The sequence below is a fragment of the Thiomonas sp. FB-Cd genome (assembly GCF_000733775.1).
Taxonomy (GTDB): Bacteria; Pseudomonadota; Gammaproteobacteria; order Burkholderiales; family Burkholderiaceae_C; genus Thiomonas_A.
This window is the reverse complement of the sequence record NZ_JPOE01000002.1, coordinates 550289-571325: the sequence shown is the minus strand read 5'-3', so window position 1 is coordinate 571325 and position 21037 is coordinate 550289. Positions and strand designations below refer to the sequence as shown.

20 protein-coding genes are annotated in these 21037 nt (G+C 58.2%); 9 read left to right on the top strand and 11 right to left on the bottom strand.

Going from position 1 to position 21037, the window contains the following annotated elements:
* The first annotated feature begins 143 nt into the window (after positions 1–143).
* Genes CD04_RS0102755 through CD04_RS0102735 form a run of 5 tightly spaced genes read left to right on the top strand, consistent with a single transcriptional unit; the run spans position 144 to position 3828 of the window.
* Positions 144–1667 carry a YdiU family protein gene (locus CD04_RS0102755; protein WP_031404274.1) on the top strand — a complete coding sequence of 508 codons (1524 nt, stop codon included), beginning with the start codon at positions 144–146 and terminating at the stop codon, positions 1665–1667.
* 51 nt (positions 1668–1718) lie between these two features.
* The gene (msrB, locus tag CD04_RS0102750) at positions 1719–2144 is read left to right on the top strand and encodes a peptide-methionine (R)-S-oxide reductase MsrB (protein WP_051848872.1); all 426 of its coding nucleotides are present in this window, start codon (positions 1719–1721) and stop codon (positions 2142–2144) included.
* Positions 2145–2151: 7 nt separating this feature from the next.
* The gene (locus CD04_RS0102745; RefSeq protein WP_031404272.1) at positions 2152–2688 is read left to right on the top strand and encodes a septation protein A; all 537 of its coding nucleotides are present in this window, start codon (positions 2152–2154) and stop codon (positions 2686–2688) included.
* The gene (locus CD04_RS0102740) at positions 2688–2996 is read left to right on the top strand and encodes a BolA family transcriptional regulator (protein WP_031404271.1); all 309 of its coding nucleotides are present in this window, start codon (positions 2688–2690) and stop codon (positions 2994–2996) included. The genes CD04_RS0102745 and CD04_RS0102740 overlap by 1 nt, the downstream gene beginning before the upstream one ends.
* Before the next feature lie 40 nt (positions 2997–3036).
* Complete coding sequence (locus CD04_RS0102735; protein WP_031404270.1) at positions 3037–3828, top strand: peptidylprolyl isomerase; 792 nt, start codon at positions 3037–3039, stop codon at positions 3826–3828.
* Positions 3829–3875: 47 nt separating this feature from the next.
* On the opposite strand, the gene ftsH is transcribed toward CD04_RS0102735, so the two are convergent.
* The 8 genes from ftsH to CD04_RS21300 all read right to left on the bottom strand — a co-directional run bounded on the left by ftsH (position 3876) and on the right by CD04_RS21300 (position 11218).
* The gene (gene ftsH, locus CD04_RS0102730) at positions 3876–5714 is read right to left on the bottom strand and encodes an ATP-dependent zinc metalloprotease FtsH (RefSeq protein WP_031404269.1); all 1839 of its coding nucleotides are present in this window, start codon (positions 5712–5714) and stop codon (positions 3876–3878) included.
* Between the two features lie 158 nt (positions 5715–5872).
* On the bottom strand, positions 5873–6613 hold the full coding sequence (locus CD04_RS0102725) for a cytochrome c oxidase assembly protein (RefSeq protein WP_031404268.1): 741 nt from the start codon (positions 6611–6613) through the stop codon (positions 5873–5875).
* Entirely contained in the window at positions 6610–7275 is a 666-nt protein-coding gene (locus tag CD04_RS0102720) for an SCO family protein (RefSeq protein WP_231480439.1), read from the bottom strand. The genes CD04_RS0102725 and CD04_RS0102720 overlap by 4 nt, the downstream gene beginning before the upstream one ends.
* 4 nt (positions 7276–7279) lie before the next feature.
* Positions 7280–8974, bottom strand: a complete 1695-nt coding sequence (locus tag CD04_RS0102715) for a cbb3-type cytochrome c oxidase subunit I (protein ID WP_031404266.1) — start codon at positions 8972–8974, stop codon at positions 7280–7282.
* Positions 8971–9507 (bottom strand): cytochrome c oxidase subunit II, encoded by a 537-nt coding sequence (locus CD04_RS0102710; RefSeq protein ID WP_031404265.1) that lies wholly within the window; start codon positions 9505–9507, stop codon positions 8971–8973. The genes CD04_RS0102715 and CD04_RS0102710 overlap by 4 nt, the downstream gene beginning before the upstream one ends.
* Before the next feature lie 9 nt (positions 9508–9516).
* Positions 9517–9711, bottom strand: coding sequence for a hypothetical protein (locus tag CD04_RS0102705; protein WP_031404264.1), 195 nt, complete (start codon positions 9709–9711; stop codon positions 9517–9519).
* A 168-nt stretch (positions 9712–9879) separates the two neighbouring features.
* Complete coding sequence (locus CD04_RS0102700) at positions 9880–10314, bottom strand: DUF2214 family protein (RefSeq protein WP_031404263.1); 435 nt, start codon at positions 10312–10314, stop codon at positions 9880–9882.
* 397 nt (positions 10315–10711) lie between these two features.
* Positions 10712–11218: an Rrf2 family transcriptional regulator gene (locus CD04_RS21300; protein WP_038167444.1), complete on the bottom strand. Its 507-nt coding sequence runs from the start codon at positions 11216–11218 to the stop codon at positions 10712–10714.
* Positions 11219–11319: 101 nt separating this feature from the next.
* Between CD04_RS21300 and CD04_RS0102690 the strand changes: the two genes are divergently transcribed.
* On the top strand, positions 11320–12393 hold the full coding sequence (locus tag CD04_RS0102690) for a low specificity L-threonine aldolase (RefSeq protein ID WP_031404261.1): 1074 nt from the start codon (positions 11320–11322) through the stop codon (positions 12391–12393).
* A gap of 58 nt (positions 12394–12451) precedes the next feature.
* Entirely contained in the window at positions 12452–13843 is a 1392-nt protein-coding gene (locus CD04_RS0102685; protein ID WP_031404260.1) for an L-serine ammonia-lyase, read from the top strand.
* Positions 13844–14194: 351 nt separating this feature from the next.
* Here the strand turns inward: CD04_RS0102685 and CD04_RS0102680 are convergent, their stop codons facing one another.
* Together CD04_RS0102680 and CD04_RS0102675 are read right to left on the bottom strand one after the other, a co-directional pair.
* Positions 14195–14824 (bottom strand): methyltransferase domain-containing protein, encoded by a 630-nt coding sequence (locus CD04_RS0102680; RefSeq protein ID WP_031404259.1) that lies wholly within the window; start codon positions 14822–14824, stop codon positions 14195–14197.
* A 438-nt stretch (positions 14825–15262) separates the two neighbouring features.
* The gene (locus tag CD04_RS0102675; protein WP_081857760.1) at positions 15263–17497 is read right to left on the bottom strand and encodes an ATP-binding protein; all 2235 of its coding nucleotides are present in this window, start codon (positions 17495–17497) and stop codon (positions 15263–15265) included.
* Between the two features lie 575 nt (positions 17498–18072).
* Between CD04_RS0102675 and CD04_RS0102670 the strand changes: the two genes are divergently transcribed.
* Complete coding sequence (locus CD04_RS0102670) at positions 18073–19305, top strand: beta-ketoacyl synthase (protein WP_031404257.1); 1233 nt, start codon at positions 18073–18075, stop codon at positions 19303–19305.
* A complete protein-coding gene (locus CD04_RS0102665; protein ID WP_051848870.1) occupies positions 19302–20186 on the top strand; it encodes a crotonase/enoyl-CoA hydratase family protein in 885 nt (294 codons plus the stop codon). The genes CD04_RS0102670 and CD04_RS0102665 overlap by 4 nt, the downstream gene beginning before the upstream one ends.
* 143 nt (positions 20187–20329) lie before the next feature.
* Here CD04_RS0102665 and CD04_RS0102660 read toward each other — a convergent pair whose 3' ends face one another.
* Positions 20330–20920 carry an NADPH-dependent FMN reductase gene (locus CD04_RS0102660; protein WP_031404255.1) on the bottom strand — a complete coding sequence of 197 codons (591 nt, stop codon included), beginning with the start codon at positions 20918–20920 and terminating at the stop codon, positions 20330–20332.
* Positions 20921–21037: the final 117 nt, after the last annotated feature.

Here is a 21037-nt window from a genome sequence, read left to right as displayed (position 1 = left end):
CGAAGACCTTCATCAGTGCGCGAATAATTCATCATAACCCGGCACTTGTATTTTCCATGTGCCTTGCACGCATTGGCATGAATGAACCCGGGCAAGTCAACCACGCTCAACATGGATTTGCACACTCAGGGACAATTCATGGCATGTCGAGCCGTCCGTCTTCGCCCCCCCCCGTATCCGAATTGCTCTTTATCCAGGCCTTTGGTGGGCTTGGAGATGCCTTTGCTTGCGTCGTACGCCCTGAGGGCCTGCCAACACCGCGTTTGCGCCTGGTCAGTCTCGATGCGGCGCGATTGCTCGGCATTGAGCCTACGCCCAACAATTCTGCCGCTGCCCAGAACTGGGCAGAGCTGTTCAGCGGCAACCGACCCCCAACGGGATGCGACCCCATATGCACGGTGTATGCGGGCCACCAGTTCGGAAATTGGGCAGGTCAGCTTGGAGACGGTCGGGCGCACCTGCTGGGTACGGTTCGAGCACCCGACGCCAGCCAAAACGGGGGGCACACGCACTGGGAAGTGCAGCTCAAGGGGGCAGGACGCACGCCATATTCGCGCCACGGCGACGGCCGCGCTGTGCTTCGATCGTCCATTCGCGAATTCCTCTGTAGCGAGGCCATGTGGCATCTGGGCATCCCCACCACGCGGGCACTGTGCCTCGTGACCTCGCCCTTACCGGTGGTTCGCGAGCGCATGGAAACAGCAGCAGTGGTCACGCGCTTGGCGCCGAGCTTCATTCGCTTCGGGCATTTCGAGCATTTCGCCTACACAGGCCAGGTTACGGCTTTGCGCACCCTGGCCGATTGGACAATCTCCCAACTCTACCCAGCCTGCGCGCAAACGGTCAACCCGGCATTGGCGTTGTTACAGGAGGTGGTCCAGCGCACCGCGCACCTCATCGCACAGTGGCAGTGTGTCGGTTTTATCCATGGGGTGATGAACACCGACAATATGTCGATGCTCGCATGGACACTCGACTATGGCCCCTTTGCCTTCATGGACGGATTCGACCCGGATCACACGCCCAACACCACGGACCGCTTCGGACGCTACGCCTGGGCACGTCAACCGAGCATCGCGCGCTGGAACCTGCTGGCGCTCGCGCAAGCACTGTTGCCCTTGATTGACGACCGACAAGCCGCCGTCGATGCCGTTGAGGCATTCGATGCTACCTTTTCACGCAGCATGCGCGGTTTGCTGCAACGCAAACTCGGACTGGGCGAAGCACGCCCCGGCGACGATGATCTGGTCGACCGTTGGTTGGCCGCGATGGCTGAGAACCGCGCGGACTGGACCTTGGCCTTTCGTCTTCTCGCCCAACTTTCGGCGAACCCCGGAGATCCAATCCCTGCAGCTTTGCAGGCCCTGTTCGCAACGCGCCCTGAGCGCATGCGAGCCTGGATTCCTGACTATCGCGCACGATTGCAGGCAAACGAATCCACCGACGCCGAGCGTCGTGCCGCAATGAACGCTATCAATCCTCGCTTTGTGCTGCGCCATCACCTCGCGCAGCATGCCATTGCGCGAGCCGAAGCTGGCGACTTCTCCGTAACACAAGAACTCATGGAGGTGCTGCGGCATCCTTACTCTGAGCAACCCGACCGTGACATTTTTGCCGCGGCGCCACCGCAGGACGCTGTGGCTCCAGCCCTGTCCTGTTCATCTTGACCCCGTGCCTGATGCCCCACGGGCACCGCGCGCACGCATGAGGAGAACCCCATGTCTGACCCAAGTTCCGAAGATGATGCCAAATGGCGCGAATCTCTCTCCCCTGAGCAATACCAGGTCACACGCTGCAGCGCAACCGAAGCGCCCTTCACAGGGAAGTACTGGGACCACCATGCTGACGGCAGTTACCGATGCGTTTGCTGCGGCACTGTGCTGTTTGACTCCACGACCAAATTCGATTCCGGCACGGGCTGGCCCAGTTTCACCGAGCCCGTGTGGGGCGACTCCATCGAGGAACGGATGGACGGCAGCCATGGCATGACGCGCACGGAGGTGCGCTGCGCCAAATGCCACGCCCATCTTGGCCATGTATTTCCGGATGGCCCTGGTCCGGCAGGCCATCGGTATTGCATCAACTCAGCTGCGCTCGATTTTGCGCCTGGCGTACATCCGGGCAAGGCCCGTGAACTGGGATAATGGCGGCATGAAGCTCCTGTTCGATTTCTTCCCCATCATCCTGTTCTTCGTCGCCTTCAAGATCGGTGGCATCTACGTGGCCACTGGCGTGGCCATTGCGGCGACCTTCGCCCAGATCGGCTGGGTCTGGTTCAAGGGCCGCCGAGTCGAGCCCATGTTGTGGGTGAGCCTGGTAATCGTGGTGCTGTTCGGTGGCGCGACGCTGCTGCTCCACAACGACACATTTATCAAGTGGAAGCCCACAGTCTTGTACTGGGTCTTCGCCGCGGCACTGGTTGGGGGGCAGGTTTTATTTCGCAAGAACCTGATCCAATCCTTGCTGGGCAGCCAGATGCAATTGCCCGGGGCTGCCTGGACACGCCTGAACTGGTCTTGGTCCGCATATTTTGCAGTCATGGGTATCGTCAACATCTGGGTTGCCTATCGCTATTCAACGGCCATTTGGGTCGATTTCAAGCTGTTTGGAAGCCTGGGACTCACCTTGGTCTTCGCAATCATCCAGTCACTGATGATTGCGCGCTACCTACCGCAAAAAAACACCTGATGCGCCGCATTGACCGCATTGAGCAGACTTTGCGCGTGGCCTTTGAACCCGAGCAGCTTGAGGTCGTTGACGACTCGGCAAGTCACGCTGGCCATGGCGGCTTTGATGCAAAGGGTAGCCACTTCCGTATTTTTTTAGTCAGCCGGACCTTCACGGGGATGTCAAGACTTTCCAGGCATCGGCTCGTGTATGATGCTTTGGCTTCGATGCTGGTGCACGACATCCATGCCCTCATGCTCGATCTACGTGCTCCGGGTGAGGTGTCAAACACACCTCTGCACCAAGCCTCTGGCCCTCGCGGGCAGTAAGGCGTCTCTTCACCAATTCCCCATTCCCTTTCCCTCCGTCATGCAAAAACCCCTGCTCAAACTCCTGCCCGCCGCCTTGGCGATCGCGTTACTCAGCCCGTTGGCAAATGCCCAGACTGCTGCCACAGTCAACGGCAAGCCCATTTCCGAGGCCATGGTCAACACCGTGGCGGAAAACATGGCCAAGCAATCCGGCCAACCCGTCACGCCGCAGCTGAAGGACCAGATCAAGAAAGAGCTGATCCTGCGCGAAGTCGTGGTGCAGGAAGCGGAGAAGCAGGGTCTGGAAAAGCAAAAGGACGTGCAAGACGAAATCCAGATCAGCCGCCAGAACATCCTGATCCGCACGGTTTTTGCTGACTATTTGAAGAAGCACCCAATCACCGACGCCCAGATCAAGGCGAAGTATGATCAGTTCGCCAAATCCTTCGGCAGCACAGAGTATGAAGCTCAGCATATCCTCGTGCCCACCGAGAAGGAAGCGCAGGACATCATCGCCCAATTGAAGAAAGGCGCGAAGTTTGGCGACTTGGCCAAGAAGTATTCAAAGGACACCGCCTCGGCCGCAAACAATGGCGATCTGGGGTGGTCAACGCCGAGCAATTACGTGGAACCCTTTGCCGCAGCGCTCACGAAGCTCAAGCCGGGCGAGTACACCACCGCGCCTGTGCAGACGCAGTTTGGCTGGCACATCATCAAGCTCGACAAAACGCGCCCGGCCAAGCCGCCGACCCTTGAGCAGCTCAAGCCGCAGATCGTTCAGGAACTCCAGCGCGAGGCCGTCCAGAAATACCAACAGGAACTTCTGGCTCAAGCCAAGGTTACGCAATAAGTCGCGAACCCTAGGATCAACCAACGCCGGCCTCGCGCCGGCGTTTTTCATGCAGGCATCACACGTATTGAGCCGCGATCCAGCAACGCGTTAAGTTCGGCATCATTGAGGGTCTCCCTCTGCAGCAATTGCCGAGCACCCTCTTCCAGGATGGAGCGCCGCTCCTTCAAGATCGCCTCGGCTCGAGCAAATGCTGCGTTGACCAACTCGCGCACGGCGCAGTCAATTTCGCGTGCGGTCTCTTCACTGTATTCGCGCATTTGCGGCATGGCCGGCCCGCCGAGAAACGATTGCGGTGGTTCTTCCAGAGTCATCTGGCCGAGCTTTTCCACCATGGCGTAGCGCGTGACCATGCTGCGCGCGATGTCAGTGACCTTGGCCAAGTCGTCGGCCGCGCCAGTGGACCAGTGTGTAAACACAATGTGTTCGGCCGCTCGGCCGCCCATCAAGACTGCCATCTTGTTTTCCAGCTCCTCCCGGGTCATCAGATATCGATCTTCGGTGGGACGCTGGATTGTGTAACCCAAAGCACCCACGCCGCGCGGAATGATGGAGACCTTGTGCACAACATCGCTGCCCGGCAGGCTCATGGCCACAAGGGCATGACCCATCTCGTGGTACGCGACGATGTTGCGCTCCTTGGGATTGAGCAGGCGGTTCTTTTTCTCCAGCCCCGCCACGATTCGCTCCACAGCGCGTGTGAAATCCGCCAACGTTACCGTTTGCGCGTTCTCGCGCGTGGCCAAAAGCGCCGCCTCGTTAACCAGATTGGCCAGATCGGCGCCGGAAAAACCTGGCGTGAGCGCCGCAACCTGCTCCAGATCCACCGCCGGGTCGAGCCGGATCTTGCGCACGTGGACACGCAGAATCTGCACTCGCCCGATCTTGTCAGGCCGGTCGACCAATACCTGACGGTCGAAGCGGCCCGCGCGCAGCAGCGCGGGATCGAGGATCTCCGGGCGATTTGTCGCGGCCAGGATGACCAGCCCGGACCCCGTGTCGAATCCGTCAAGTTCGACAAGCAGCTGGTTAAGCGTCTGCTCTTTCTCGTCGTGCCCGCCACCAAAGGGGCTCGCGCCGCGGGCGCGTCCGAGCGCATCAAGTTCGTCAATGAAAATGATGGCAGGAGCTTTTGCGCGCGCCTGCTCGAATAGGTCGCGCACACGCGCCGCGCCCACGCCAACAAACATCTCGACGAATTCGGAGCCGCTGATCGAGAAAAACGGCACGCTGGCCTCACCTGCGACGGCCCTGGCCAAAAGTGTCTTGCCGGTTCCCGGTGGTCCAATCAGCAAGATCCCCTTGGGCGCGCGCGCGCCCAGTCGGCTGTGCTCGACCGGATCCTTCAGAAAGTCCACAACTTCCTTGAGCTCATCCTTGGCTTCGTCCACGCCAGCCACGTCCGCGTAGGTCACTCCGGTGCTGTTCTCCATGTAAACCTTGGCCCGGCTCTTTCCGATTGACATGAACCCGCCCATGCCCAGCCCACCTTGCTTTTCAGCAAAGCCACGCACCATAAAAAACCAAACCCCGAAAAATGCCACGGCCGGAAGCACCCACGACAAGATGTTCGAAAGCCACGTGTTTTGGTAGACGTGTGAATACGTAACCCCATATTTCTGCAACTGGTTGGCCAGTTGAGGATCGACGCGCACCGCCACGACCAGTTTCTTGCCGTTTTCGCCCGGCGCCTGGAGTGTTCCGGTGATGGTCTGGTCACCCACGACCACATCAGTGAGCTTGCCCTGCTCCAGATAGTTCTGGAATTGGCTGTACGGTACCGTCTGCACGTTCTGGTAAGACGACCAAAGGGCCTGAAGCCAAAAGAAAGCCACGAGGGCGATCATCCAATAGATCAGATGCACGCGCGCCTTGGGATCAAGCATTGGCGGCTTGCCGGCCCCCCTGGTGGAGTTGGATGGAGGTTGATTTCGTTCAGCGTCCGGCATACTGCTACTCCCGATGGCTCATGGATGCCCGAGAATAAGGCCAAATGTAAAACTTTAAGGCATTTCTACATAAATCGGCGCCCAGCCCCAGCGCATCAAATTTCCGAGCTCTCCTCGTCCCCCGGCATGATCAGCAGCCACGCGCTTCGTAATTGCAAGGGCAGCCCTGCAATCAGCATCACCAGTCCAGCGTAATGCTGATCGTCCAGTGGACTCAAGTTCCAAAGGCACAGTACATCCAGATACGGTGTGTACAACACATGCCCACTCCATACCCAGACTGCTCCAATGACCATCATGGGCAAACCCACCAGCCATCCGTAGATGCCGGCGACCCAGCGCCTTCGGATCGCGCTGCTACCGTCCAACAATTGGGCCCAGATCATCAGCCCCGCCAACATCACCAGGAGGCCAATGGGTGCCGAATACAGCGCATCCGCCAAGGCGGTATTGAACACTCCCGGCAAATTCACGCCCAATGTAAGCAGGACGAACACAGAAGCAGCGACCCACGCATCGAGAGTCCAAACCGCCCATTGGCGGTTACGAGCTTGCTGCCATCGAGCGCGCTCAGAGGCAGGAAAACCAAGCAGCAGCAACGGTGACACCACCTGCCCCAGCGTCATGAGAGCGACGGTATAGCCCGTCATCGAAGCCAGTGGATTATTCAACCCCCAGACCGCAAGAAGCGTAAGTACGCAGCCAAGCGCAAACAGCGCGACGCGCCAAACACGCCAGCGCCGGCGCCACGCAGAAAATGCGTACCCTGCTGCCGCAAGGCCCACCGCGGCGAACCATCCGCTCCACGCGGCAAGGGGCCATGTGGCGGGGCTCATGGGCGCGAGAGTATGGCGTGCAAATCGGCAGCCAGCCATGCCGGATCGGCAAGCTGCCCATAGCCGTAGCGTGCGCGAAGATGACCCCGCGGCCCCACGAGAGTGACGGCTGCGGTGTGATCAATCCAATAATCGCCATGTGTAGTGTTTACACGCCGCCAGCTGATACCCCACTGGCGGGCCGATTGGGCCACGTCTTTCAAGGGACCGCGCAGCCCAACAGCGTCGGGAATGAACGCGTCCAGGTAAGCATGTAAAACGGCAGGTGTGTCACGGACGGGATCCAGACTGACAAAAATCACCCGGACGTTGCGTCGCAGCGAGCCCATGCGGTCCAGGCTCTGCCTCAATGCTGAGAGCGTGAGCGGACACACATCTGGGCAGTGCGTGTAACCGAAGAACACCAGCACGGCGCGACCCCGCTCAGCTTGCCACGAAAACCGCCTGCCTTGGGTATCGAGAAGGCCCGAAAAATCGGGTGCGCGCTCCGCTGTAAGCGGCGTGCCATGCAGCCGCACCATCGGGCCCTGCAACCGCGAAATCCCGAGCAATGCCCCAATCAAGAGCAACGATACGAGCACGGCGCGAAAGGCCGAGCCCTGCCAACCCGCCGCGGTGTCCGAAGGGCGATGCTGCCTAGGCGCGGCGGGCTGTCCTGTCACTGCGTCACCACAGCACAAAACCAGGCGCATGAATGGGATGTGTAATCATTGGCCAAAGCACTGGGATGTAAACAGCCAGCGTGATGACAAGAGTCGCCACCGTCCAGAAACCTAAATGCTCCGCGATGCGCGACATGGTTGAGCCTTCGGGTCCGGCGATCACCTCGGTAAACGGAATCTCGACCATGGCCTTGGCGTCCTTCCTGCCGAACAGCGTGCCGAAAAATACAACGTAATAGCCGACGGCCCCGAGCGCTGCGATGGCCCCGCCAATACCAACCATGATCAACGCCGGATGCACGCCGCCATAGAGCTGCATGTACTGGTCATGGGGAAGTCCCGAGACCCAGGCGCGTCGCGGCACGCCATCCATGCCTGCCCAGTGCCCCGCAAAACCCCACACCATCAGGCCGACAAACCACAGCCACACTGAGGCCAAGGCGAGCTTTGCACTATACAGCCTGCGCCCCGTCAGATGTGGCAAAAGCCAGAAGCTCACGCCCATGAAAACCAGGGTGGTCATGGTGCCCACTGTCAGGTGAAAGTGCGCGGGAATCCACAAGGTGTTATGCACAACGTTATCCAGTTGCCAGCTCGCGTTCACGATCCCACCGGCACCACCAAAGATGAATGTGACAAGCGCCAGGACTTGAGCGGCCACCGATGGGTCTTTCCAGGGTAGCGCGAACCACCAACCCATTAGCCCCTTTCCCCCGCGCCGGCGGCCTGCGTATTCAAGACTCAGCGCCACCGTAAATGCAGTGATCAAGCTGGGGATGGCCACGGAAAGGGTTAGCGCCGTAACCACACCTTTGATCATGGGCGAAATCCCAGGGTCCATGTACTGGTGGTGCGTGCCCACGGGTACTGAAAAGACCAGAAGCAGCAAGAAAGCCAATCGCGTCAGTGGGTCGGACACAAGCTTGCCGCCCGCCTGCCGAGGCAGCAGCGCGTAGATGGATACGTAGCCGGGCATAAGCCAGTAATAGACGATCGGGTGTCCCGTCCACCAAAACAGTGTGCGCGCGAGAAGCGGATTGATCGTGTGTGTCATCCCAAGCGACCAGGGATCCAGTAAAAATACCGCTTCCGATCCGGCGCCCAAGGCCGCCAGCAGCCACATCAGCAGGATGGTGGCGCTCATGTAGGTGACCAGCGGAGTGAGCTTGCCAGGGTTGGCCTTCTTCCATCGCGCGCGCATTTCAAGCACGACAAATAGAGGAATGATGCTGGCCACAACGACAACTGTGATTCCAAGGTAGAACCAGGCACTGCCCTTGAGCGGCGGATAGAAGGTATAAAGCACGCTCGAGGAGTTGTCGAACATGGCATAGGCGGCCATGAGCGTGCCCACAAGCATCAGAGCGTAGGTAAACCAAGCCAGGCCCATATTGGGGCGCAACTTGAGTTCACGAGCCGGCAAATACATCAGCCATCCGGAAATTGTGAAAAAAGTGAAGACGTAGGCGTTGAGCACACCATGCATCGTCAAGCCCTGGTAGTAGGACTTGAGGAAGGGCTGCAGGTAAGGATAGAGGTCGACGCCAGCATAGTTAGAACTCTGCAGCACGCCAATGGCAATGCCGACCATCAGGGCGAGAAAGCCGGTGACCCAGAAGGCCAGAAGCATCTTTTTCTCACCCGCGATCTCGCGGGTCGTGGGCACAGAACGTGCCGCGGGAGACAGGACTGCGCTCATGATTGCTTGGCTCCAGTGATGACAATCTTGCCGATCATGGCTTGATGCCCGGCACCACAGTACTCATTGCAGATGATGTAGTAAGTTCCAGGTTTGTCAAACGTGTAGCTCACATGCCCGACTACGCCGGGAATGGCCGTCAGGTTGATGCTGGTGCCTTGTACTTCGAAGCCGTGCAAAACATCGCCGCTGGTGACATAGAAGGTCACGTGCGAACCAACGGGAAGCGTGATCGGTGTGCCGGTTCCGGGCGTCCAACTCCAAGCGCGCCCCATCTCATAAACGTTGTAGCTGCTCGGCCCTGTTTGCTTGATGCCCGTACCCTGGAAATCGGCCAAGGTTGCCGGGGTGTCCGGGTTCGCGTAAAAGCGTGTTGTCTTGGCCACGAGGCCATAATCGTGAACCACGAGATACACGGCAACAATAAAAAGGACGGCGGTCATCGCCACTGCAATGAATACCCAGCTGCGTTCGTGCCGAAGCGCGACGTGGTGGAACTTGTCTTCGAATTCATCATGCGTCGTCGTTGCCATATGTCTTCCTCAGGCGTGGATGGAGAAATAAGTGGCCACCATCGCCCAGAGACCCACGACAACAACGAAAAGGGCGCCGACGATGACCCACGCGCCAAGCGGGCGCGCGAATTGCATCTCTGGCATGGGCAAATCCGCTTGATCCGTCGTGCTCCCGTCTGGTCCGAGCACGGCCAGGGGCTTATAGGGCATTTCTTCTTGCATCTAACTTCTCCTCAGAGTGGATGTATCGCGAATTGTCTTCGCGCCTCGCTGCAGACAATTTTGTCTCGCCAATATAAGCAATGGCGGATGCTGCACATTGCGCCAAGTCATGCGCCGTATGCTCGAAATGTGAGTGATGTTGCAATCTGTATCTTCGCTTGCATGCATCTAAATACCGTAGGCCAATAGCGTGCCCAAAAGCGGGATGACCACCATGACATGCGCCTGCCACATCAGCCAGCGCCGCTGCGCGCGAATGGCGCCTGCCTGGGGCGGCATACGTCGCCAGCGCTGTAACGCAAGGCTCGAGGGAACCGACATGAGGACCATCAGGCCAAAAAGCGCGACTTTGCTCCAAAGCAAAGGATTTCCCGCATACCATCCAAAACCCTTGACGCCCCAAACCATGCGCGCAAGGCCGGTCGCCAGCACCGCGACGAAGCTTCCCCAAAGCCAGAGGTCAAGTTGCCAAAGGCGCTGCGGCACGGTTGTGCGTCCTTCGAGCAAATCGGGGCGCATAAGTGCTGTCTTGCTCGTCAGAAAGACAACAACGAGCAAGATGGCAGAAATATGGGCATAAGCAAGCAAAGACTCAAGGATCATGGATGTTCTTCGGCAAATGTGCGCGCCGCGGATCACGCCCACGTCGCCGGACAACCGGGGCGAACACTGAGCAACGTTAGCTCCTATTGAGCTCCAACGGGTTAAGACAACAGACTTGGCGCGGGGCATGCTTGCGCTCGCGGCGACCTCCACCATCTCCCGCTGAGGCACGGCGGCAACTTGATCGACGCGCCGGGACGCCGGTTCGGCGATGCACTATTGGTCCCGCCATGGCATGCTCCCGCTTGTGACCGAATGGCAGGCTTGGCTCACCCGCCAAGCGAGCTCTTCATTGCTGGTGCCAAGGGTGCCAGGAGCAATTTTTTGATTCATAAGAAATGAATCTTATTGCGCACGCTCCAAATTCACAAGCAAAAAACGACTATATCCGGCCAACTCAGCGCCTTCGCACGCGCACAGGCAGTGAGGTCGATGCTTCGGCAGAGCTCTCTCCCGACCTTGCCAATGGCCCTTGCAAAACTATGGGCGCATAGAGAGCCTTCGTTGTCGGATGCAGGTCGGCCAAGGTCAGCCCATCAAGCTTCGAGAAAAATGCATCGAGCGCGTCGCGTAGCTCCCGCGCGAGCCGGCAATCCAGCGCAAGCATGCAGGCTGCGCTGCCGCCTTGAAAACATTCCACCAGCTGAAAATCCTCCTCAGTGCTGCGCAGAACCTCCCCTACACAGATTGACGCCGCATCACGGGCTAGCCGCAAACCTCCCCCCCTGCCCCGCACCGACTGCAGGTATCCACAGCTTGCCAGGTGCATGACAACCTTGGTGAGATGGCTGCGCGAGATGCGGTGAAACGAGGCAAGCTCGGTAATCGTCACCAAGCGCTCTGGGTGCGCCGCAGCGTACATCAGCACGCGCAGCGCATAGTCGGAAAACTGGGTCAGGCGCATGGTGGCTTGAAGGTAATGCGAAAAGCGCGTCGAATGTGGAATTGTCTACCCTAGCTCAATCCCGCAAAGCACTCTCCGCCCCACCCTGTTCGCGCACCCCCATGACAGCAAGCACTGCTCCACGCCAACAATTCGCCAGCGACAACCTCGCCGGCATTTGCCCCGAAGCTCTCCAATGCCTTCTCGAGGCTAACGCCAGTGGCCACCAACCCGCGTACGGCGACGATCTGTGGACTCAAAAATCCACCGACATGCTCCGTGAGCTATTCCAGACCGATTGTGATGTGTACTACGTGTTCAACGGCACTGCGGCTAATTCACTGGCACTTGCATCGCTGTGCCAGAGCTACCACAGCGTGATCTGCTCGCCTGTGGCGCACATCGAAACCGATGAGTGCGGCGGACCTGAATTCTTCTCCAACGGCTCCAAATTGCTTGTGGCGGAAAGCGAAAGCAGCGCCGCCCGTCTGGGCAAATTGACTCCCGATGCCGTGGAATATCTGGTGACCAAACGCCACGACATTCACTACCCCAAACCGAAGGTTGTGTCCATCACGCAGGCCACGGAATTGGGTACGGTATACACGGTGGAGGAGGTACGCGCGATTGCTGCCATCGCAAAGCGACGGCATCTCAAGCTGCATATGGACGGCGCTCGCTTTGCCAACGCGGTGGCCACGCTTGAGGTCCACCCGTCTGAGATCACCTGGCGCGCCGGCGTCGATGTGCTGTGTTTTGGAGGAACCAAGAACGGTCTTCCAGTGGGCGAGGCTGTCGTCTTTTTCGACCGCGACCTCTCGGCTGATTTTGCCTGGCGTGTCAAACAGGCTGGCCAACTCGCCTCCAAAATGCGTTTCATCTCCGCGCCCTGGGTCGGCATGCTTGAGCACGACACGTGGTTGCGCAATGCTCGCCACGCCAACGCCATGGCACACCGACTCTACCAGGCTATTAACGCCATGCCAGGTGTGCATGTTCTGCATCCGCCGCAGGCCAACGCCGTGTTTGTCCAACTGCCCGCATCAAGCATCGCACGCATGCATGCTCTAGGCTGGTCTTTTTACGAATTCATCGCCGGCGGCGGTTGCCGCTTGATGTGCGCGTGGGACACCCAGCCCGAGACGGTTGACGCATTCGCCGCGGATCTGGCCGCCGCCTGCGCCCAAGCCGCCTGAACTGGCACCGGCGACCAGCAGACCTGATTGACAGCACCCTTTCCTCCGAGGATCCAACATGGCCGTTTCGGTATTCGATCTGTTCAAGATCGGCATCGGGCCGTCGAGTTCGCACACAGTCGGACCAATGCGCGCCGCGCGCCTGTTTGCATCGTCTTTGCAGCAGCAGGGTTTGATTGCCGCCACGACGCGCGTGCAGTGCCGCCTTTATGGCTCGCTGGCCGCCACAGGTAAGGGGCATGGCAGCGACAAAGCTGTCATTCTCGGGCTCATGGGCGAGGATCCGGAATCGGTCGACATAGAGCAGATCCCTGCGCAAATCGAGAGAGTTCGCCAGAATGCGCGCCTGGTATTGCTCGGCACGCGCGAAATCACCTTTAATGTGCAAGGCGATCTTTTGTTCCAGCGAGGCAAGCCGCTACCGCTGCACCCCAATGGAATGCGATTTTCCGCCTTTGATTCAACGGGCCGAGCAGTCAGTGAGCGCATCTATTATTCGGTCGGCGGCGGTTTCGTGCTCAATGACGAGTTCCTTGCCAACGACACCCGCCATGCCAGCATTGCGCCCGATACCTCAGTGCTTCCCTTGCCCTTTCACGACGGCGCCGCTTTGCTCGACACAGCAGCGCGCCTACGGTGCAGTATTGCTGACGTCATGCGCATCAACGAACGGCATTGGCGACGCGATAGCGAGATCGACAGCGGGTTGTTACGAATTTGGGATGCGATGCAAGCCTGCGCCGCACGCGGCTGTCGAACCGATGGTGTGCTGCCCGGCGGATTCACGGTCAAACGGCGCGCCCCAGGGCTTTACCGCGCACTGCAAGGCAAGGCGGCGACAAGCCCCATTGACCCCTTGCGCGCACTTGACTGGGTAAATCTTTGGGCGCTTGCTGTGAATGAGGAAAACGCCGCCGGGGGGCGCGTGGTCACTGCACCGACCAACGGCGCCGCTGGCATTGTCCCCGCCGTTCTCCACTATTACGACCGCATGACGCCTAGCGCCGATGCTCAAGGCGTGATCGACTTCCTGCTTACAGCAGGTGCTATCGGTCTGCTTTACAAGGAAAATGCCTCCATATCCGGCGCAGAGGTCGGCTGCCAAGGAGAGGTGGGTGTAGCCTGCAGCATGGCCGCTGGCGCCCTATGCGCAGTCCTCGGCGGCAGCCCGCAGCAGGTGGAGAATGCGGCCGAAATCGGCATGGAGCACCACTTGGGGCTGACCTGCGATCCGGTGGGCGGTTTAGTACAGATTCCTTGCATTGAGCGCAACGCCATGGGTGCGGTGCAGGCCATCAACGCGGCCCGCATGGCACTGCGCGGCGACGGGCGGCACTATGTATCACTCGACAAGGTCATCAAGACCATGCGCGAAACCGGCTTTGACATGCAAAGCAAATACAAGGAGACCTCGCGAGGAGGATTGGCGGTCAACATCATCGAATGCTGAGCCAGAGCGGCGACTGCGTGCCCCCTTTAAGGTTTCGCTTCAGCGTGCTGGAGGCGTGCGGCTACGGCCATGGGCAGGCCACCAAATGCATGGCATGCAAGCGCAGATGCAGCAAGCCGTCGCATGTGTGGAGGGCCCGCCCTTCAACTCCTTGTCGGGCTTGACGGCTCTGCGCTTACGCCCGGTGTGGGCGCTGCCCTCACAATTGCCAGTCATGCCAACTGTCGTCATCATGCTGCCGCTAGGATCGACGTCTACGGGCCCAGTCACGTCAGGCCAACGCCTACCCATCCCCGGTAAAGACCTGATGCAAGCGTGCGGTGCGCACAACGGATCAGGCGTGCCAGGCGTTCAGCCATGCGCTGGCAGATCCTCCCTATCGAATCGCGCCATCTGGGTTGAGCTCCCCAAAATAGCGTCTGGCGGGCCAATGGCGCCAAAGGATACCGAATAGCCATTTTGGGCAGCGACGCGTCTAGACCACTGCGCAAAGCGCGCTCGGCCCCATTCAAAGCGATGGTCGGCATGGCGCATCGCGCCGTGCGGCATGCCGTGCAGCACGTTGTAGTCCTGATTGGGGGTCGTAACGAGCACTAGGCGCGGCCGCAGCCTGCCAAAGACTGCGCGCTCCACGTGCCCCAGGCGTGCGGGGTCAATGTGCTCAATCGTCTCCACCAATGCCGCCGCATCGAATCCGCAGAGATCCGCATCGGCTTCTTCAAATGACCCATAACGCACCTGCAGGCGCGCCGAAGGGTCGGGCAGCCCTAGTCCGAGTGCGATGCGAGCCTCAACCAGCGCATCGGGGTCGATATCAATCCCAATCACACGAGTGAAGCAGGGTTGAGACGCCAGCCGAAGCAGCAGCTCGCCGTGGCCGCAGCCAAGATCCAACACGCTACGGGCTCCGCTTTGCAACAGCAGTTGCGCGACGGTGTCCAATCGCAGGCTGTGGAGGTCCTCAGCGCGCTCCCACTGCATGCAAGCTCCCCCTGCAAACCCAAGCTTTGGATTTCTGCGGTTTGCGCATTACCGCTCCGTGGGCATACGTCTGTTGAACGGGAGGGCCGCCTCGCGCACACGTAAAGGCTCTCCGGCACGGCATGCAGGCATCGCCCAGTAGCCACACCCCAGGCACCGCGAGGGCAAGGCTGCAACGGCGGCCCAACGATCCGCGGCTGACGAATGATTGCAAAGGATCCTCCAACCCTGAACGCCGAGTGAACTCCATTCCCTTATTTGCCCAACCATGGAATGACGCCTTTCCGCTGAAGCGCCCTCTCGACCAGCATGTCGGCCGCGGCGGCCATGCGCCTTAAAGTTCCGTCCTGGCGACCACCGAGACTCCTGCGCCTGCGTGAACCTGCGTGAACGTATCCGATCCGCTCGCGCATCGCTTGGGAGACTCCAAATCCGACCTCAGAATCCTGACGCGCGGTCCAATGTTTCCGCGATCACATCACGCAATGCTTCAATCGTATTTCTGCTTGCATCGCGCAGATCAGCGATCAGCTTACTCTTCTGCTCCAAAAGGTAAATATCTTCTGCGCGCATGACAGCCTGCGCAATATTCATCAAACGAATGGCACCAGTTTCCAAGCAAATACCCTTTAGAGCATGGCTGGCATCGCGGGATGCCTTAAATTCCTTCGCCGACAGTGCCTCAATGATCTTTATCGTATTTTTCGAAATATCTTTATTGGCGCTCTCCAACAATTCCACAATAAATCCATTCCGAGTGCCAATATTCTTTAGTTTCTCGATAACCTCCATGTCCACGTAAACCACTGGAACCGGCCGGAGAGGTTTGACAATCCGAGATGATGGCTGTTGAACCGCAGGGATTTCCCCGGCCACTGAAAGCTTACCTTTTGCCGCATTGGACACGGCACAAGCATGATCAACCGCCGCGCGCAATTCCTGAGAACTCACAGGCTTTGTTAAAAGCCCTAATGCCCCCGAGTTTCTTAACTTAAGCGCTGTCACCTCAGTGGCGTCAGCCGTAAGGAAATAGGCTGGAACAGGATTGATGCATCCAAATCTGTATGTTTTCAGCACTTGCCCACCGTCCATATCTCCCAAATTATAGTCCAGGAGAAGAAGGTCAAATTTATTATCCGCTGAAAGAATCTGAAGGGCCTGCTCGCCATTTGAAGCGGCCAAAACAGCATACCCCTCGGATCGCAGGAGCTCCTGCAGCAAATAACGATTTGTTGCATTATCATCAACCACCAAGATCTTCCGCTGACGCACCATTTTTGCGTCCGTCGCAGACGTAGCGCCGTTCTCTACCGCAGCCGCTTCTTCAGTGGGAGCTTGCGCCGCGCGCGGCATGCGCAGATCAAACCAGAAGGTGCTGCCCATCCCCGATTCGGAACTCACGCGCAAGGTGCCTCCCATCAGCTCGACAACCTGCTTGCTGATCGCCAATCCCAGCCCCGCCCCCCCCATCGAGAATGAGCTTGTCGGTGTCATCTGGACAAACGGGTCGAATATCTCCCTCTGATGCTCCTTGGGAATCCCAACTCCCGTGTCTTTCACGGTGAACCGCACAATATATTCCGTGCCTAATTTCTGCATCAGCAAAATATTTAAGGACACCTCACCAACTTCCGTGAATTTGACCGCATTGCCTAAAAGGTTGATTAATACGCGCGCCAGCCAGCGCGCGTCCACGATGACACGATCGACGATTCGCGGATCAAGCACAGCGGTGAAGGAAATTCCCTTTTTCTGAGCATTTGACTCAATTGCCGCACGAATCAAATCCATCTGCTGGGACAAATCCGCAGGCTCACTCGATAGCTGTAGCTTGCCAAGCGAAAGCTTGCTTTGGTCGAGCAAATCGTTGATATCAGCCAGCAGGTGCGAACTCAACGCGAGAACTGTATCGGCGAGATGGCGCGGCCGCTCAGTCGTGGATTCCCGCTTGATCAATTCAGCCGCATTTGAAATACCGCCAAGCGGCGTGCGCAACTCGTGGCTGACTCTGGCCAATAAATTTGTCTTCGCCTTGCTTTCACTCTCTGCAAACTCGATTGCAAGATGGAGTCGATCCGTGAGCCCCCCTGCGTACCACGGAATGATGATCACGGCGATCAAGCAGGAAGCCCAAGCAATCGGATTGCTGTGCCAATACGAATCCACAAACGGAAGAATGGCGAGCCCGAGAAATGACGTGGCCTGAGAAATTTGCAAAAGCCTCCGACTGCCACTTCGCATTCCGTAGCCAATGGTTGCAAAATTGTAAAGTGGAGTCATCAATGCCCCAAATTTTCCCATCAAAATAATCCACGCCGTCAGCATTAATGCATCGGTGATCGCTGTAACAACAACTGGCCATCTGGAGAAATCACTTTTTGCCCGATTAATCGCCAGGTAAACAAACGCGGCATACAGGAGATGCATTGCCGCCATCATAAATATTGCCGGCGAAGGCTTCCCAATAAATGGGATCAAAAGGAACCCTGCCGTGACGAGTGCCGAGACCAACCACAGGCGCAGTTTGGCTTGCTTTTTTAATGCCAATGCAATATCAAAAATAGCGGGATTGCTCATAATTATTGGCTCCTCGGAGCATCCAGTGATGATCTGCACGGCGCAGACTTCCAATGCAGTGCTAGCACAGACGCCATCTTGATCCGCATCGCCCATCTATCGAGCATTCGTTTCGCGCTCCGCAATCCGCTTGCCTGCTCGTGTGCAACTTGAGTTCGGCCAGGCGAGGAAGCCACACACGACCCGGTCCTCATTCGAGCACCCGGGACGTCAAGGTAAGCGCCACAGATTTGGGTCAGCAACCGCATGTCGGTCAAGCTCGCAGCACGCGCTTGCTGGAGTGGCGGTCGAACTCGCCTATCATCCTCTAAGCCTCCCGCGCGCCTGCACGGTGTGTATCCCAATGCGCGGGTGAGCGGCCTTGCCCGTCTTTTAAGAAATAACGCCTTGGCGGTTGGAGAAATCTCGTCGATCATGGCAATGTCCCAGCGGATGCATCGAGGCAAGGGCGCGGCGATCGCCAGCACTCGGTCGGAAGAACACCGTTGTTTCTGGTCCACTGTGCTGCTGAATGCACGCCAAAGGCCCCGTCGTCTGGTCATACGGCACGTTAAACCGGCACTCCGAGCGTCTTGCTTGCGCAAGGACGGAAAATTTGCGCATGACGGCGCACCATGTAGCGCACCGTGGCAAAATGACATCCAAGCACGTTTGGGAAATTTCCGCATCATATGAATGACATTGCAATCACCGGGATTGGCGTTATTTCGCCGATTGGCCTGAACGAATCATCCGTCCTGGAAAGCCTCCTCGCGTCAAGATCGGGGGTTCGCGTCGTCGCCCCCCCTGAGTTGCCGAGAAAATTTCCCGTGGGTTTAGTTGACGCAGAGTTCTCGGAGCACTTCACCAAGGTTGAGCTGCCTTTGCTTGATCGTATTACACAGATGGCGCTTCTTGCGGCTCGGCAGGCTACAGAAAACGCCGGAATTGCCAACTTTTCCACATTTGGAGAACGTTCGGGGGTCTTTTTCGGAACGGGGCGTGGCGGCGTCACAACGGAATGGGAAGCAATTCGGCAATACATGGAAGACACCATGAAGCCGGCCAAGCCATACGTGCTTATGGCGTCGATGCCGAACGCCCCAACAGCGCAGATATCAATCCGCCATCAGATCTTCGGGCCAACGGCGACCCATACGTCCGCCTGCTCCTCGTCGGGAGCCGCGATCGCCGATGCCTGCCGACACATTCAAACGGGCGAGATTGACGTCGCCATCGCAGGTGGAGCTGAAACCACTCTGGCTTCCATTTTTCTCAGAACTTGGGATGGCCTGCGCGCGATTGCAGATGTAGACGAAGACCCATCGCGAAGCTGCAAGCCATTTTCGCGTCAACGCACCGGCTTAGTACTCGGCGAGGGTAGTGTCTTCTACGTGCTTGAGTCGCGCGAACACGCGGAGCGCCGGGGTGCGCGGATTCACGCGTTCATTGCAGGTTTCGGAATCGCGTCAGATGGACACCATATTGGCTCACCTCATCAGCGCGGCCAGATTGCATCCATGCGCTCAGCCTTGCGGGCCGCCGGGATCGATGCATCGCAACTTGATTACATCAATGCGCACGCCACGGCCACGCGCGGAGGTGATCCTGTCGAGGTCTCGGCGATTAAGGAGGTTCTCGGTCAGGCCGTTAGTCGCGTTCCTGTCAGTTCGACGAAGGCCCTTCATGCACATATGCTTGGTGCAGCAAGTGCGATGGAAATGCTGGTGTGCATTCTTGCTGCACGGCATTCCTTTATTCCTGCCACAGCACACCTTGACGAGATTGACCCCGAGTGCAGTGGCATTCATCATGTCACTGAAGTCATTCGCGACCGACCTGTCAGGCACGCGATGAGTTTGTCAGCGGGGTTTGGCGGCACCAATGTCGCATTGGTCATACGTTCGAATGAGGAGCGCGCGTGAACAACAACACGGTGTACCGTCCCGATGCCAAGGTTCTCGCGTTTTCCCAGCCCCTCGTGGAGACAAGATACGATGGGGCACTGAGTGTGTTGTGGATCACAATGGCCGTACAGAAAGGTAGGCCACAAAATTTCTCGACGTTATTACTGCAATCGCTACAAAGCCTCATTGATTGGGTTCACGATAATGGCGGTGTTTGGAGCGACGGGTTGCGAGACCAGCCCGTTCATTATGCGATTCTGCAATCCCTCCACCCAACGTACTTCAGTGTTGGCGGCGACCTAAGACATTTTCTCGAGTGCATTCGAGGTGGCGATTTCCAATCGTTGCGCAGTTATTCCATGCAGTGCCTTGATATGATGTATCGATGGGCGACAAATATTACAAACAAATGCACAACCATCGCGCTTGTCCAAGGGCGCGCTTTGGGTGGCGGATTTGAGACCGCTTTGTCAGCAGATTACATTATCGCGGAAGAGCAATCTGAATTTGGCTTGCCGGAGATACTCTTCGGACTTTTCCCTTGCACTGGCGGTATGAGCCTTTTGGCGAGACGGGTCGGTCTCAACGAAGCCGAGAAAATGATGCGCAACGGCCGCATCTATTCCGCCAGGGAACTTTACGAGATGGGAATTGTGGAACACGTGTGCCCCCGTGGCAGCGGTGAACGCGCGGCCCGCGATTTCATCGCGGAACATAGCAAGAGGCGCAAAGCGCGGCACGCTCTTCAGCAGGCAAAAAGCAGGATGATGCCGCTCAACTACGAAGAGTTGGCCAAAGTGGTGGATGACTGGGTCGCGGCTGCCATGCACCTCACCGACGATGAGATGCGCGTGCTCGACACTTTGGTGAGGATGCAACGCTCCGAATTTGCGCACTGAAGCATACCTGCAAGGCCTTCGTGCGACCACGACCTGATGGCGAGCATTTCTGGGTTGCGATCACACTGGGACTGCGTGTCATAGAGCACGGCCCTGTCTTGTCTTCGATGCAGGGCACCATGCCATCCAGTCACCCTTTCGGCCTAAAGTCGGGCGTCGGCCCCGTTTGCCCACATTCGCCGATGCGAATCCGCAAACGACGCAAAACCACGAACAAAGTCACCGAGCTGCCGTCTTACGGCCTCATCAGTGAGGACGCCGTCTGGCGAAAAAACCGTCTGAGCGCGCGACACGAGCAACCTGCCTTCAGTCCAGAATTCCACCCCGAGTGCACGCAACACCGGCAGCCAGGCCCCTTGACTAAGAACAGTCCCAAGACCTCCGGGCGAAGCACCAATCAATCCGACGGGTTTGCCCCGGAACACTCGTCGTGAGTCGTTCGGCGGGCGCGAAAGCCAGTCGATTGCGTTTTTGAACGCTCCCGGGATGGAACCGTTGTACTCTGGGGTGACAAGGAGCACCCCATCCGAGGCCGCGATCATTTCCTTCAGTGCGTCAACCGCCTCTGGGATGCCGTGGTTGGCCTCGACGTCACCGTCATACAGCGGAATTCCGCGAATCGTGTTGACCGTGAGCTCAATACCTGGTCGCACGAGCTCCGATGCAGCCCTGAGCAGAGCCGTGTTGAATGAACCTTGGCGCAAACTACCTGAGATTCCAACTAGCTTCGACACGATGGCTCCGGTTTTGTCTTCATGCCGCCCATGTAGTGACTCATGATGCCACAGGCGCCCCTCCAGCGAAAGCGCGATGTAAATTCGCCCGTACTGCACAATTCGGCATGATGAAAA